Origin of the sequence: Hymenobacter pini (assembly GCF_020421205.1) — a bacterium.
GTDB lineage: Bacteria > Bacteroidota > Bacteroidia > Cytophagales > Hymenobacteraceae > Hymenobacter > Hymenobacter pini.
This window is the reverse complement of record NZ_JAIZZH010000004.1, coordinates 421,169-435,634: the sequence shown is the minus strand read 5'-3', so window position 1 is coordinate 435,634 and position 14,466 is coordinate 421,169. Positions and strand designations below refer to the sequence as shown.

Sequence of the window (14,466 nt, the reverse complement as noted above, 5' to 3'; positions counted from 1 at the left end):
CGGGCCCGCATGTAACCAAAAACCGCCACCGGCCTGGGAGCCAGCGGCGGTTTGGTAAAAAGCGGAAGTCAGGGCCTAATTCACTACCAGCTTCCGGGTAGCTACTGAGGCGCCGGTTTTCACCGTGGCCACGTACACGCCCTTCGCCAGCTGACGCACATCTACTTGGTTGCTGCGGGCGGGCAGCGCAGCGTGCAGTACCGTGCGTCCGTTCAGGTCCCGGATGTCCAGCTCGGCTAGTCCGTCAGTTTCTACCGTCAGCACATCGGTAGTGGGGTTAGGATACAGCTGCAGCCGCGCGGCAACGGGAGCATGCGTGGCGGTAATGGGGGCGAAGCTCTGGTTGAACGTATTGTCCAGAAACTCGAGCCGGTTCCGCAGCCAGTCGGCCGCGTAGGTGAGCTGGCCGGGGTCATACGTGAAATCGGGCCAGGCCATTTGCTCGCGGGTGTACACGTTGTTGGCCAGCAAGTATGTGCTATTAGTCTGAAATTTCTGCAGGATGTGCGTGTCCGTAATAACGGATTTGCGCAGCTCGCGCCACCGGCTCACCACCTTAGCCCGGAAACCGGTAGTGGAGTAGTCTTTCAACAGCCGGTCGTAGAACCCGTTGCTGAGAATGTCGCTCATGTAGCCGCTGTTGGAGCCGTTCCAGTAGTTGCCAAACACGCCGTCCAGGTCCCAGGGCACATAATAGTAGGGTTCGCCCTGCTTGTATTTGGCAATGTAGAGGTTCTTGCCCGTGTTGTCATCGGCCCGGATCAGGTTCAGGAAAATGAAGTAGTCAACGGCATTGCCCACGTGAAACTTCTGCTGGTACGTGCCGAAAAAGTCCTTGTCAGAGCTGTTTTCCACGAAGTCCACGAAGCCGTACAGGCGGCTCCAGTCTACCTGCTCTTCCGGGTGTTTGTACTCGAAGCCACCCCACGTTTCGCTGGTGTTGTCGTAGGGTGGCAGGCTACGGAAGGTAGTAGCGCCGTCCCAGCTGCTACCCTTGTACAGCTCTCCCGTGATGCCGTTATTGTATTTCTTGAGCTTGAGCTGCTTGCGGTCAATGCGCTCCGTGAGCATATAAATGCCCTGGTAGCTGCCGTTCACGAACACCTCCACGTAGTCAGAAGCAATGCCGTTTTTGGCTTCGGGCTCCTGAATTTTGTAGTAAATCTGGTGCACTTCCTGCCACAGCTCATTCGACACTTTGCTTTGCATGCGCAGAGGCTCGTTGTAAAGGGCCTGCAGGTTGTACTTGTTGTCGTTGCGCATGCCCAGCAGGGTCACGTCCGCCGACTCCCGGCCGGTAGTATCGGCCCAGAAGCTCAGCTCAAACGATTTTTTTGGGTAGGTCTGCGAAAAGGCTCCCCGGTACTCCACCCCCATATTTGACTGCACTGTGCTGCCGTCGGGCTTGGTGAGGGTAAAGCGCCCGAATACGCTCGGTGTATCCACAATGGAGTCGTGGGTAGTAATGGTTGCCACCGGCACCTGCGTGAAAAACACGGTATACCGCACGCCATCGGCCTCTACCGGGTACGAAGCAGACGTTTGCAGGCCCGCGGCCGGCGTCAGCAACTGATATACCCGGTCAAGGGCCACGTGGGTAACCGGGGCCGTGCCAGCAGCAGTGAGGCTGGGGAGCGGCTGATTAACCAGGATAAGCCGGCTCTTGGCGTCAACGTGGTAGAAGCGGCGGGCCACCGTGAGGGTGTCGTTGGCGGCGGCGGAGTGCACTACTGCTGGCAACAGGCCAATGGCCAGGCATAAATGGCGGGTAAAGTTTTCGAACATGGAACAGGAGTAGGATAAAAAATGTGGTAGGAAAGGAGGGGTGCGAAATAGAAATGACGTGCCGTATCCGCACCGGGAAAACCGATGGGCCGGGCAGGTGTGTAGACAGCGGTGTGGTAGAGGCTACCTAGTGTGGGTAGCAGAGCAGGAAAGGATGGGAGCTAAAAGCCGGATATCGGCGTAGGGCGGCTATTCAGCCAGCAGATTGCGACATAAGACGAGAAAATACCGGGCACTAATTACAGTTTATACAGATTTACTACAGCAACGCAACCGGCCAGAAACCAGTATGCAGAAAGCTCAAGCTTAGGTTTTGGGTAGCCCACCAGAACAAGTCAGCGCCCGTTCCGGCGTTAGAATAAGAGGCGAAATAACTACTAAAAGCTCGCTTATGGGTGTTGTTACCCGCTTTTCTGGGATGAATACTGTTCGTTCTGGCTTTCGTGTTGTTTTAAGCGCTGCCTCGGCTGGCTGGAGCTGGGCAGTAGTGCTGCTGATGCTTTGCACAGCGCAGCCTGCGGTAGCCCAGCGGTTTGCCGCCATCGGCGACTATGGCTACTCCGGTACCCCCGAGCGGGACGTGGCCAACCTGGTAAAAAGTTGGGACCCGGAGTTTATCATCACTCTTGGCGACAACAACTACGACTCGGGCGACTCCACTACCATCGACCAGAACATCGGGCAGTATTATCACCAGTACATCGGTAACTACCGGGGCCGCTACGGGCCCAGCGCTTCTACCAACCGGTTTTTTCCCTCGCTCGGCAACCACGACTACTACACCCGCAACGGCGAGGCGTACAAACATTACTTCACCCTGCCCGGCAACGGCCGCTACTACGACTTTGTGCGGGGCGACGTACACTTCTTCGCCCTGAACAGTGACCCCGCCGAGCCCGATGGCGTAACGGCTACCTCTAAACAAGCTCAATGGCTGCAGGCTAGGCTGGCCGCTTCCACTGCCCGCTGGAAAGTGGTGTATCTGCACCACGCCCCGTATTCCTCCGGGGCCCACGGCAGCACGCCGGCCTCCCAGTGGCCCTTTAAAGCGTGGGGTGCCTCCGTAGTGCTGGCTGGGCACGACCATCACTATGAGCGGCTGATGCAGGATAGTCTGCTCTACATCGTCAACGGGTTGGGTGGGCGCAGCTACTACCGGGTGAACGCCCAGCGGGTGCCCCAGAGTCAGTTTGCCTACACCGGCAACTACGGCGCCATGCTGCTCAATGCCACGCCGGATAGCCTGACGCTGCAGTTCTTCACGCGCAGCCGCCAGCTCATTGACCAGTACACCCTACGCCGGCCAACAACGTCCAAGGCGGTGCTGTATCCCCTGAGCCCCAACCCGGTAGAGGGCAGCGCGTCCGTGGAGTACTTCCTTCCCGCGGCGGTCACCGTGAAGCTGCGCGTAGTGAATATGCTGGGTCAGGAAGTAACCGTTCTGCAACAAGGTGCCGTGGCCGCCGGGTGGCATCGGATTAGCTGGGACCGGGGCGCCCTGCCGGCGGGGCTGTATTACGTGCAGCTCCGCAGCGCTTCATTCTCGCAGGTAGTTCGGGCGCAGCTGCTGTAAAGGGCGCGCTAGTTGGCTGGCCGTTTGTATTCCAGCCCGAAGCGTTTGGCGTAGCTGGCCAAGGGCTCCATGCCAATGGCGGCCCGGCGTTCATCCACGTGGGCTTCGTCGGCAATGGGATGAAACACCATCTTGCCGGTTTTTTGGTCGGTGGTAAGCTGGCTGCCATATATCTGCGGCTTACCCTGCCACATCAGCAGCCGGTCCTGCATCAGGGCGTACGCCGATTGGGCAAGGTCGCCCCGGTCAGCGGCTTTTTTAGCCATGGGCAGATACTTTTCCAGGGTGGGGAGGTCGGAATGCTGAATCACCAGAAACACCGTTTGCGTACCCATGCTGCCCACTTCCGCTTTCGTGGGCCAGCCGTGCGTATCGAGCAGCTGCCGGATGGTTTTCAGGTTGCGCTGGTCATTGGTCTCAATCTCCTGCCAAAGCGCCCTCATCTGCTCCGATTTTTCGCCGTATTGCTTCGCTATGGCGTCGTACTTCACGCGGCCTCCTTGGTCCAGGGCATAAATTGAATCCAGCTGTTGTTTGAGCGGCTTGTTGTAGCTGGCTTCCCGTTTGGCCACCGTGGCCTGCAGCTTGGTTAGCATAGGCTGCCACCGTTTGTCGGTGTGCAGCGCTGCCAAATCCGTGTCCTGCTTTACGTGCGGCACATTTTCCCACCCAGCCAGCGTGGCGCGGTCCAGGTACTGAAAGGCCTTGTTGGCATTGCCCGCCAGCGCCCAGGAACAGGCAGCATTGTACAAATCGGTGCTGCTAGGTTGGGCCTTGGCCTGCTTGAAAGCCTGGTCATATAGCTGGCCGGAACTCTGATAGTTCTTAGCGGCATAAGCATCAGCGGCCTGTTGGTTGAGCTTTCTGAACTCGCCCTGGGCCAAAACGGTGCCGCTGCTCAGCAGCAACAGCAGCAGAATACAATAAGCTTTTTTCATAATGGGTTGATAGTGAAAAGTGGAATGGCGCTAAACGGGTCTTCTTCAAAATAGAAGTCTGCTGCCACAAGCTAACAATCTGCAATAAAGCAGCCGTCAGGTTAGCGGAGTACGCGTAGCAACCACAGGTTGCATCCACTCATCAAGGCCACCGTTCAAGGAGGATGCTCAGACAAGGCTACTTACGCCGCCACAGCCACAGCATACCAACTGCTACCAGCGCTCCGCCAGCTACTAGCGCCCCTATCGTAACCGGCGGACCAAAGGCCTTGCAGGAGCAGGAGGCAAATACCGGCTGGCCGTTGATGCGTAGTCGGTGGCGGCAAAAAGCGCACGGCGTGATATTGGGGTCTACTTGGCCCGGCATGGGCCATTTCTGGGAGGATGGCTGCATAAAAATTATCAGGTTAGCGTTGGTTGGGGAATACATGTCAACCCAGGGAGGTAACCCAACAAAAAAAGCCCCAACTCCTGGAAGAGTTGGGGCTTTTGTCCAAGAAGACAACTGATTAAAAGTCCTCGTCCAGTGAGAATACGTTCTGGTCCCGGTCGGCCAGTACGCCGGCTTTCTGGTACTCGCCCACGCGCTTCTCGAAGAAGTTGGTTTTGCCCTGCAGTGAAATCATTTCCATGAAATCGAAGGGGTTGGAGGCGTTGTAAATTTTGCTGTAGCCCAGTTCCACCAGCAGGCGGTCGGCCACAAACTCAATATATTGGCTCATGCTCTGGGCATTCATGCCAATCAGATTCACCGGCAGTGCATCTGTCACAAATTCCTGCTCAATTTGCACGGCGTCCCGAATGATTTCGTGCACCCGGCTCTCCGGCAGCTTGTTCTGCAGGTGGTCACGGTAGAGCAGGCAGGCAAAGTCGCAGTGCAGTCCTTCGTCGCGCGAGATGAGCTCGTTGGAGAAGGTCAGGCCGGGCATCAGACCCCGCTTTTTCAGCCAGAAGATAGAGCAGAACGAGCCCGAGAAGAAAATACCTTCTACGGCCGCAAAGGCAATCAGGCGCTCGGTGAAATTATCGGAGTTGATCCATTTGATAGCCCACTCCCCCTTCTTCTTCACGCAGGGCACCGTTTCCAGGGCGTTGAACAGGCGGTCCTTTTCCTTGGGGTCTTTGATGTAGGTATCAATCAGCAGAGAGTAGGTTTCCGAGTGGATGTTCTCCATCATTACCTGGAAGCCATAGAAGCAGCGGGCCTCAGCCATCTGCACCTCCTGCATGAAGTTCACGGCAAGGTTTTCGTTCACAATGCCATCAGAGGCAGCGAAGAAAGCCAGCACGTGGCTGATGAAGTGCCGCTCCCCGTCATTGAGTGCATCCCAGTCCTTCTGGTCTTGGCTCAGGTCAATTTCCTCGGCCGTCCAGAACGAAGCCTCGGCCTTCTTGTAGAATTGCCACACATCATTGTGCTCGATGGGGAACAGTACGAAGCGGTTGGGGTTCTCAGTGAGCAGAGGTTCCATGGCAGCAGGAGTAAAAGTTGAAATAACAGCGCCCCATCCGGTTAGGGGGCATCCCCCAACTCCAAGGCAAATCAGATTGTTTCGGAGCTGACCTCAGCAGCTCTGAACCCAAAGATAAACCCCTGAGCTGGGAACAAGTCCCGCCCATTTACATTTTTTCTATGTTAATTTTTGTGTATGCCATTAGTATACTGAGCGTTGTTACTGTCGGCGCAAAACAGTAAAAATGGAGCAGATATGTGTGTATAATTCGAGTTATCCACATTTTTTCTGTGGATAATTAGGGTTGTCCACAGAAAATGTTATTCGTGTACCCGCTGGCGTGTTCTTGCTGTAGCCTGTTGAACACCTGTTAGAACAGCGGAATTAGCGGGGGCAATGAGGTTTAATGAGTTAGGTGTTTGGATTTGTAAAATCAACCTTCTACTTTTGCCTTCCATTTTTCAGAAACCGCGAAGACGCCGATGTACGCAATTGTCAACATAGCCGGGAAGCAGACCAAGGTCGAAGCCAATAAATTTGTATACGCTCACCGTTTGGCTGGCAACGTCGGCGACAAAGTGGAGCTGGGCAAAGCCCTGCTGACCGATGATAACGGCACCCTCACCATTGGCTCGCCCGAGCTGGACGTTACCGTAACCGGTACCATCCTGGCCCACGTGAAAGGCGACAAGGTGTTGGTGTTCAAGAAGAAGCGCCGTAAGGGCTATAAGAAGCTGAACGGCCACCGTCAGCAGTTTACCAAAGTTCTAATCAACAGCATCGGCTAGTTTAGTGCCCAGTTGTTGGTGCCCCGTGCTTGGTTGGTTCAACTGAGCGGTTTCGGCCCAACAATGCCCAAGCACTAACAACCAAGCACTAAGTATTACAATACCATGGCACACAAGAAAGGCGTAGGTAGCTCCAACAACGGCCGCGAATCAGAAGCTAAGCGTCTGGGCGTGAAAATCTTCGGCGGGCAAAGCATCATTGCCGGCAACATCATTGTTCGTCAGCGCGGTACCAAGCACCACCCCGGCCAGAACGTGGGTATCGGCAAAGACCACACCCTGTTCGCTATGATCGACGGCACCGTGCAGTTCCGTAAGGGCCGCAAAGACCGTTCGTTCGTATCGGTTGTTCCGGCTGCTGAAGCTGCCGAATAGGTATATACCGCACTAATTCCGGGTATTAACTGGAATTTTGAGCAAGAGGGACTGTTCGCAAGGACTGTCCCTTTTTGCGTTTGGTTTTAGGCTACCGCTGGTAAACAAATAGCTCGTCGTCGCCCAAACGGAGTTGGCTGCAAAGGCCCGTTAGGCCGAGTTTGGGTGCGGGCACACCCCCGCCCAGCGTGCGAGCAGAGCGGATAACCCGGGCCTCATCCCACAGCCCGTCCTTCAGCAAGGAGTTCAATACAGTAGGCCCGCCTTCCACCAGCACCGACTGAATATTGCGGTGCTGCAGGTTGCGCAGAATCTGCGGAAACAGGTCTTCGGCTTCTGAAAGCGTCACGTAGTCGATATCCTCCTGGTTAGCCCGTTCCCGATAGGTGTACACAATGGTGGGCTGGCTGCCATCAAACAGATGATGCTTGGGCGGAAGGCTGAGGTTTTTGTCGATAACCAACCGAACGGGGTTTTGGCCCGGCCACTCCCGCACGTTCAGGCGGGGGTTATCGTGCAGGGCGGTGCGGGTGCCCACCAGAATGGCGTGTTCTTCGGCGCGCCACTGATGTACGGCTACCCGCGCCAGGTCGCCGCTGATGGCTACGGGCTGGAAATAGGGACCTGCCAGGTAGCCGTCGGCGGTTTCAGCCCATTTCAGCACCACGTAGGGTCGCTGCTGCTCCTGAAAAGTGAAAAAGCGGCGGTTTAACCAGCGGCCTTCTTCTTCGAGCAAACCGGTTTCCACGGCTATACCCGCGTCCAGCAGCTTTTGTACACCCCGGCCAGCTACCAGGGGGTTGGGGTCGAGGTTGCAGATAACGACTGAGGCTACTTGTTTTTCGATCAGCAAATCGGCGCACGGAGGGGTTTTACCGAAGTGTGAACAGGGCTCCAGCGTCACGTACACCCGGCTTTTGGGTAGCAGCTGTGGGTCATCTACCGAGGCCACGGCATGTACTTCCGCGTGCGGCCCCCCATATTGCCGGTGCCATCCTTCGCCAATAATGCGGTTTTGGTGGGTGATGACGCAGCCTACCAATGGGTTAGGCCGGGTGTAGCCGGTGCCAAGGCGGGCCAGGTCCAGGGCCCGGCGCATCATCAGCTGGTCAAAATCAGAGAAAGGCATACGTGGAGTGGGAGAGGTAGGGAAGGTGAAGATACGCGGAAGCCAATAACCCTCACCGCCTACGAAGCGCAGGTGCTTACCTTTGCCCCATGCCCACTCTGCGCCAGCACACCGACGCTCTTGCCTCCGCTCTGCAGCCACTCTACGACGCTCCGGAAGCGCAAGCCATTGCCGGGCAGGTAATAGAACACCTGCTGCAGCTGACGCCTCTGCAGCGCCGGATGCAGGCGCAACAGGAGCTACCCCCAACGCCGGCAGCTGCGCTGGCGAAAATTCAGGCCCGGCTGTTGCGGCATGAGCCCTTACAATATGTATTGGGGGTTGCGCATTTTGATGGACTGGAGTTGGAAGTAACTCCGGCAACCCTGATTCCCCGGCCCGAAACGGAGGAATTGGTAGCCTTAATTGCGCGGGAGCAGCAGGACCGCAGCAGCTTGCGGGTGCTGGATATTGGCACTGGTTCGGGCTGCATTCCGCTGGCGCTTAGTCAGCGGCTGCCCGGTGCCCGGTTTATTGCCGTGGATATATCGGCAGAGGCATTGGCGGTAGCCGGCCGAAACGCTGCGCGCTACCAGGTATCCGTTGATTTTCAGCAAGTTGATATCTTGCGGAGTGAGCCGCGCTTGACAGGCTCCGTGGACGTGCTAGTGAGCAATCCGCCGTACGTGCTGGAAAACGAACGGCCTCTGATGCGAACCAATGTTCTGGCCTATGAGCCGGATACCGCCCTGTTCGTGCCAAATGATGATCCGCTGCTTTTCTATCGGCGTATTGCGGAGTTGGGTTCCTCACTGCTAGCTGAAGGTGGAGCGTTATACTTCGAAATCAATGAGCAGTTTGGGCCGGCTACCTTGGCCCTGCTCCGGCAGTTAGGCTACGCGGGCGCAACGCTGCTGCCGGATATTTTTGGGAAGCCTCGGATGGTGCGGGCCGCGTGGTTTAGGCCCGCATAATACTTTCTTAATGGCCCCATTCGGCCACTTCTGTCATCCGCAACCCTCTAGATTCCCAACACACTACCAAAACCCCTACCTTTGCGGGCTGAAAATCTTTCCATTCATTTCACCGGCATGCCCGCTACTCCCGCCTACTATGCGCATCCCACGGCCGTCCTCGACGCCGGTTGCCAAATTGGGGAGGGAAGCCACATCTGGCACTTTTGCCACGTAAGTAGCGGCGCCGTGCTGGGGCAAGGGTGCAGCCTGGGGCAGAACGTATTTGTAGCCGACGGGGTGGTGCTTGGGCGCAATGTGAAGGTGCAGAACAACGTGAGCCTGTACGCCGGTGTGCACTGCGCCGACGACGTATTCCTGGGGCCCTCGGTGGTGTTCACCAACGTGCGTAATCCTCGGGCTGCCGTGCCGCGGCGCGGTGCGGGCCACTATAGCACTACCCGCCTGGAGCGGGGCGCAACCTTGGGTGCCAATAGCACGGTGGTGTGCGGCATCACGCTGGGCGAGTACGCGTTTGTGGGGGCGGGCTCCGTGGTTACGCACGATGTGCCAGCCTACGCCCTGGTGTACGGCAACCCGGCTCGCCAGCATGGCTGGATGAGCACCCACGGCCACCGCCTGCAGTTCGATGCCCACGGCCAGGCAACCTGCCCGGAAAGTAACGAGGTGTACCAGTTAACCAACGGCCGGATTTCCCGTATGAGCCCCGGCTAAACGCTTCCGCGCTGTCAACCGCTTTTCACTTAGTCATTCCATCACTCAGTCACCTTTATCGTGTACGAGCAACTTCTCCAGAAACAGGCCAAGCTGGCCGTTATCGGCCTCGGTTATGTGGGCCTGCCCATTGCCCTCGAATTCGCCCGCAAAATCAAGGTTATTGGTTTCGATATCAATGCAAAGCGCGTAGAAATGATGCGCAACAACATTGACCCCAGCGGAGAATTGGAGGCGAAAGACTTCGAAGGCTGCGACATTGAGTTTACCGATTCGCTGGATGTGCTACGCGAGGCAACTTTCTACATTGTAGCTGTGCCGACGCCCATCGACGAGCATGCCCAGCCCGACCTGAAGCCGCTGCTTGGCGCTTCCGGCTCGGTAGGCAAGGTGCTGAAGAAAGGCGACTACGTAGTATTTGAAAGCACGGTATATCCTGGCTGCACTGAGGAAGACTGCATTCCGGTGATGGAAAAGCTGTCGGGCCTGAGCTACGCCAACGGCGACTTTAAAGTGGGCTACTCGCCCGAGCGCATCAACCCCGGCGACAAGGAGCACACGCTCAGCAGCATCGTGAAGGTAGTATCCGGCTGTGACGAGGAGTCGCTGGAGGAAATTGCCAAAACCTACGAGCTGGTAGTGAAAGCCGGCGTACACCGGGCTTCCTCCATCAAAGTAGCCGAGGCCGCTAAAATTATCGAAAACACCCAGCGCGACGTGAACATTGCGTTGATGAACGAGCTGTCGATGATTTTTGACCGCATGAATATCAACACCTACGAGGTGCTGGAAGCGGCCGGTACCAAGTGGAACTTCCTGAAGTTTTCGCCCGGCCTGGTAGGCGGCCACTGCATTGGCGTGGACCCCTACTACCTCACCTACAAAGCCAAAGAGCTGGGCTACGATGCCAAGGTGATTCTGTCGGGCCGGACCACTAACGATAACATGGGCGCGTACATCGCACGCCGGACTGTGCAGACGATGATTAAGCAGGGCAAGGACGTGGCCAAGAGCCGAGTGCTGGTGATGGGCGCCACCTTCAAGGAGAATGTGGAGGATATCCGCAACTCTAAAGTGGCCGACGTGATTCAGGAGCTGAAGAACTACTCGGTAAACGTAGATATTGTGGACCCGCACGCCGACTCGGAAGAGCTGAACCACGAGTATGGCTTCCGCCTGACGCCGGAAAGCGAAACGCGCACGGATTATGACGCCGTAATTGTGGCCGTAAGCCACAAGCCCTACACGGAACTGACCGAAGAGTATTTCAAATCCATCACCAACCAGCCGGCGGTAATTGTGGACATCAAAGGGTTGTTCCGCAATAAAATTCAAGATTTGGCTTACTGGAGCCTTTAATCGAAGCGCTGAGTGCCTGAACAGGGAAGCCTTAACTTGCCTTGTTCAGGCACTCAGCCACTCATTTACTCCTCATCGATGGACAGAGCAAAGATTCTGGTAACGGGTGGTGCCGGCTATATTGGCTCACATGCCGTAGTTGAATTGTACGAGGCCGGTTTTCAGCCGGTCATCATCGACAACTTCATTAACTCCCGCGAGTCGGCGGTGCAGGGCATTGAAGCCATTACCGGTACGAAAGTGTCCGTGCATCGGGTCGACTGCAACGACGCGGAGGCGTTGCGCGCCGTGTTTGCCGAAGAAGGCAGCATTCGGGGTGTAATTCATTTTGCGGCTTACAAAGCAGTTGGCGAATCGGTACAGAAGCCGCTGGAATACTACCGGAACAACGTGGGTTCCTTGCTAACGCTGCTGGAAGTGATGCGCGAGTTTGGGGTGGATGCGTTGGTGTTCTCCTCCTCCTGCACCGTGTACGGTGTGCCCGACGCGCTACCCGTGACGGAGCAGACGCCGACCAAAAAAGCAAATTCGCCTTATGGCGCCACCAAGCAGATGTGCGAAGACATTCTGCGCGACGTGGCAGCGGCTCCGGGTACTACGCTGCGCACCATTCTGCTGCGCTACTTTAACCCCATTGGCGCGCACAGCTCGGCCAAAATCGGGGAGCTGCCCTTGGGCGTACCGCAAAATCTCGTGCCATTTGTTACGCAGACGGCCGCTGGCATCCGGGAGCAACTCACCATCTTCGGCAACACCTACGACACGCCGGATGGGACTAACATCCGGGACTACGTGCACGTAGTGGACTTGGCCAAGGCGCACGTGGTGGCCGTTCAGCGCCTGCTAGATAAGCGGGGCGAAACGGTGGAAACTTTCAACGTTGGAACCGGGCAAGGTAATACCGTGCTGGAAGTAGTACAAGCGTTTGAGCGGGCCACTGGCCAGAAACTCAACTACAAAATTGGCCCGCCCCGCGCCGGTGACGTTCCGGCCATCTATGCCGATGTGACTAAATCAGTGCAGGAATTAGGCTTCCAGACCTCTACTACGCTGGAAGAGTCATTGGCCAGCGCCTGGAAATGGCAACAGACTTTGAATGGCTGAATAGGTGAGCCGGGGAATGGTTGAATGGAGAAGGTGAGAGTCAACCCATCGATACATTGACCATTCCACAATCCGCCCATGCAGCAATCCAACAATCCAACAATTCAACGGATGAAAATCATCATCACCGGCGGGGCCGGCTTTATTGGGTCGCACGTAGTTCGTCTGTTCGTAACTAAGTACCCCGAGTATCAGATTCTGAACCTGGATGCGCTAACCTACGCCGGCAACCTCGAAAACCTGCGCGATATTGAAAACGCGCCCAACTACCGCCTGGTGAAAGGCGACATCACCGACCAGGCTTTCGTGGACCAGCTGTTTGCCACCGAGGAGCCCGACGCGGTGATTCACCTGGCCGCCGAAAGCCACGTGGACCGCTCCATCACCGACCCGCTGGCGTTTGTGAAAACCAACGTGCTGGGTACGGTGCACCTGCTGAATGCTGCCAAAAACCTGTGGAAGCCCCGCAACTACGAGGGTAACGTGTTTTACCACGTGAGTACCGATGAGGTGTATGGCTCCCTGGAAATGGGGCCGGAAATGTTCACGGAGCAAACTCCCTACGACCCCCGCTCACCCTACTCGGCCAGCAAGGCCTCGTCGGACCACTTTGTGCGGGCCTGGCACCACACCTACCACATGCCGGTGAAGCTGAGCAACTGCTCCAACAACTACGGCCCCAACCACTTCCCCGAGAAGCTGATTCCGCTGGCCATCCACCGCATTCAGCACGGCGAGGCCATTCCGGTGTACGGCAAGGGCGAAAACGTGCGCGACTGGCTGTTCGTGAAGGACCATGCCACTGCCATCGACGCCGTGTTCCATAAGGGCAAAGTGGGCGAAACCTACAACATTGGCGGCGTGAACGAATGGCAGAACATCGAGCTGATTCACTTGCTCTGCGATACGCTGGACGAGAAAACCGGCAAGGAGAAAGGCACCTCCCGCAAGCTCATCAAGTTTGTGACGGACCGTGCCGGCCACGATTTGCGCTACGCCATTGATTCCAGCAAAATCATGAACGAGTTGGGGTGGAAACCGTCTGTAACCTTTGAGCAGGGCCTGAGCCAGACGGTAGACTGGTACCTGGAGAACCAGGAGTGGCTGAACAACGTGACCAGCGGCGCTTACCAAGAGTACTATCAGAAGCAGTACAATCGGTAATATGATAGATGTGAAAATGTGCGTGAATGTGAAAAATGAATTGCATTCGGCCTCTATTCCCATTTTCACATTCACGCACATTCCGCACATTTTAACACATTACTACAGTGTATAACACTCCTTTTCACGACCAGCCGCTCGATAACCTGAGCTTCCTCGTTACCGGCGGGGCCGGCTTCATCGGCTCGAACCTGGTGGAATACCTGCTCAAGTACGGCGCCAAAGAGGTGCGCGTGCTGGACAACTTTTCCAACGGCTTCCGCAAAAATGTGGCCCTGTTCGAAGGCAACCCGGCCTTGCGCGTCATTGAAGGCGACATCCGGGACCGGCAAACCTGCATCGACGCCTGCCAGGGCATTGACGTGGTGCTGCACCAGGCGGCCCTGGGCTCCGTGCCGCGCTCCATCAACGACCCCATCACGAGCAACGACGTGAACGTGGGCGGCTTCGTGAACATGTTGGTGGGGGCTAAGGAAGCGGGCGTGAAGCGCTTTGTGTACGCGGCCTCCAGCTCCACCTACGGCGACCATAAGGCCCTGCCCAAAGTGGAGGACCGCATCGGCAAGCCCCTCTCGCCTTACGCCGTGACCAAGTACGCCAACGAGCTGTACGCCGACGTGTTTGGCAAGACCTACGGCATGGAAATCATCGGGCTGCGGTACTTCAACATCTTCGGCCCGCGCCAAGACCCCAACGGCGCCTACGCGGCCGTAATTCCGCTGTTCATTGACGCCGTGCTGGAAAACCGCCCGCCCCGCATGAACGGCGACGGAGGCCAGACCCGCGACTTCACCTTCGTGGAAAACTGCGTGCAGGCCAACATTAAGGCGGCCCTGACGCAGAACCCCGAGGCCGTGAACCAGGTGTACAACGTGGCCGTAGCCGACCGCACCTCGCTCAACGACCTGTTCAACATTCTGAAGGAAGAAGCCGGCTCCGACATCACGCCCGAATATGGCCCCGACCGCGCCGGCGACATCCGTGACTCCCTGGCCGATATCAGCAAGGCCCAGAACCTGCTCGGCTACCAACCTCAGATTCGCATTCGGGAAGGCCTACAGAAAACACTGGACTGGTTTAAAACCAACCAGGAGTTTATTGCTGAGCGGAATTAACTGTCAAATTAGTAG

Annotated in this window: 14 protein-coding genes; 9 read left to right on the top strand and 5 right to left on the bottom strand. The window is 56.8% G+C overall.

What is annotated here, in order from left to right; all coding sequences use genetic code 11:
- Window positions 1–75: 75 nt before the first annotated feature.
- Window positions 76–1,785: a CotH kinase family protein gene (locus LF252_RS17705; RefSeq protein ID WP_226270920.1), complete on the bottom strand. Its 1,710-nt coding sequence runs from the start codon at window positions 1,783–1,785 to the stop codon at window positions 76–78.
- Between the two features lie 496 nt (window positions 1,786–2,281).
- Between LF252_RS17705 and LF252_RS17700 the strand changes: the two genes are divergently transcribed.
- On the top strand, window positions 2,282–3,358 hold the full coding sequence (locus LF252_RS17700) for a metallophosphoesterase (RefSeq protein ID WP_226270919.1): 1,077 nt from the start codon (window positions 2,282–2,284) through the stop codon (window positions 3,356–3,358).
- An 8-nt stretch (window positions 3,359–3,366) separates the two neighbouring features.
- On the opposite strand, the gene LF252_RS17695 is transcribed toward LF252_RS17700, so the two are convergent.
- The 3 genes from LF252_RS17695 to LF252_RS17685 form a co-directional block, all read right to left on the bottom strand.
- The gene (locus tag LF252_RS17695; protein WP_226270918.1) at window positions 3,367–4,296 is read right to left on the bottom strand and encodes a DUF6624 domain-containing protein; all 930 of its coding nucleotides are present in this window, start codon (window positions 4,294–4,296) and stop codon (window positions 3,367–3,369) included.
- 178 nt (window positions 4,297–4,474) lie between these two features.
- Window positions 4,475–4,690 carry a hypothetical protein gene (locus LF252_RS17690; RefSeq protein ID WP_226270917.1) on the bottom strand — a complete coding sequence of 72 codons (216 nt, stop codon included), beginning with the start codon at window positions 4,688–4,690 and terminating at the stop codon, window positions 4,475–4,477.
- Window positions 4,691–4,805: 115 nt separating this feature from the next.
- Window positions 4,806–5,768 carry a ribonucleoside-diphosphate reductase small subunit gene (locus LF252_RS17685; RefSeq protein ID WP_226270916.1) on the bottom strand — a complete coding sequence of 321 codons (963 nt, stop codon included), beginning with the start codon at window positions 5,766–5,768 and terminating at the stop codon, window positions 4,806–4,808.
- Between the two features lie 464 nt (window positions 5,769–6,232).
- On the opposite strand from LF252_RS17685, the gene rplU reads away from it, so the two are divergent.
- Entirely contained in the window at window positions 6,233–6,538 is a 306-nt protein-coding gene (gene rplU, locus LF252_RS17680) for a 50S ribosomal protein L21 (RefSeq protein ID WP_226270915.1), read from the top strand.
- A gap of 105 nt (window positions 6,539–6,643) precedes the next feature.
- The gene (gene rpmA, locus LF252_RS17675; protein ID WP_226270914.1) at window positions 6,644–6,913 is read left to right on the top strand and encodes a 50S ribosomal protein L27; all 270 of its coding nucleotides are present in this window, start codon (window positions 6,644–6,646) and stop codon (window positions 6,911–6,913) included.
- A 91-nt stretch (window positions 6,914–7,004) separates the two neighbouring features.
- Here rpmA and ribD read toward each other — a convergent pair whose 3' ends face one another.
- Window positions 7,005–8,042 carry a bifunctional diaminohydroxyphosphoribosylaminopyrimidine deaminase/5-amino-6-(5-phosphoribosylamino)uracil reductase RibD gene (ribD, locus tag LF252_RS17670; protein ID WP_226270913.1) on the bottom strand — a complete coding sequence of 346 codons (1,038 nt, stop codon included), beginning with the start codon at window positions 8,040–8,042 and terminating at the stop codon, window positions 7,005–7,007.
- 89 nt (window positions 8,043–8,131) lie between these two features.
- On the opposite strand from ribD, the gene prmC reads away from it, so the two are divergent.
- From prmC to LF252_RS17640, 6 genes are all read left to right on the top strand, one after another.
- A complete protein-coding gene (gene prmC / locus LF252_RS17665; RefSeq protein ID WP_226270912.1) occupies window positions 8,132–8,995 on the top strand; it encodes a peptide chain release factor N(5)-glutamine methyltransferase in 864 nt (287 codons plus the stop codon).
- 117 nt (window positions 8,996–9,112) lie between these two features.
- Window positions 9,113–9,709 carry an acyltransferase gene (locus LF252_RS17660; protein ID WP_226270911.1) on the top strand — a complete coding sequence of 199 codons (597 nt, stop codon included), beginning with the start codon at window positions 9,113–9,115 and terminating at the stop codon, window positions 9,707–9,709.
- A gap of 60 nt (window positions 9,710–9,769) precedes the next feature.
- Window positions 9,770–11,068 (top strand): nucleotide sugar dehydrogenase, encoded by a 1,299-nt coding sequence (locus tag LF252_RS17655; RefSeq protein WP_226270910.1) that lies wholly within the window; start codon window positions 9,770–9,772, stop codon window positions 11,066–11,068.
- Between the two features lie 78 nt (window positions 11,069–11,146).
- A complete protein-coding gene (gene galE, locus LF252_RS17650; RefSeq protein WP_226270909.1) occupies window positions 11,147–12,172 on the top strand; it encodes a UDP-glucose 4-epimerase GalE in 1,026 nt (341 codons plus the stop codon).
- 111 nt (window positions 12,173–12,283) lie between these two features.
- Window positions 12,284–13,336, top strand: a complete 1,053-nt coding sequence (gene rfbB / locus LF252_RS17645; RefSeq protein WP_226270995.1) for a dTDP-glucose 4,6-dehydratase — start codon at window positions 12,284–12,286, stop codon at window positions 13,334–13,336.
- Between the two features lie 107 nt (window positions 13,337–13,443).
- A complete protein-coding gene (locus LF252_RS17640; RefSeq protein WP_226270908.1) occupies window positions 13,444–14,451 on the top strand; it encodes an SDR family oxidoreductase in 1,008 nt (335 codons plus the stop codon).
- Window positions 14,452–14,466 lie beyond the last annotated feature (15 nt).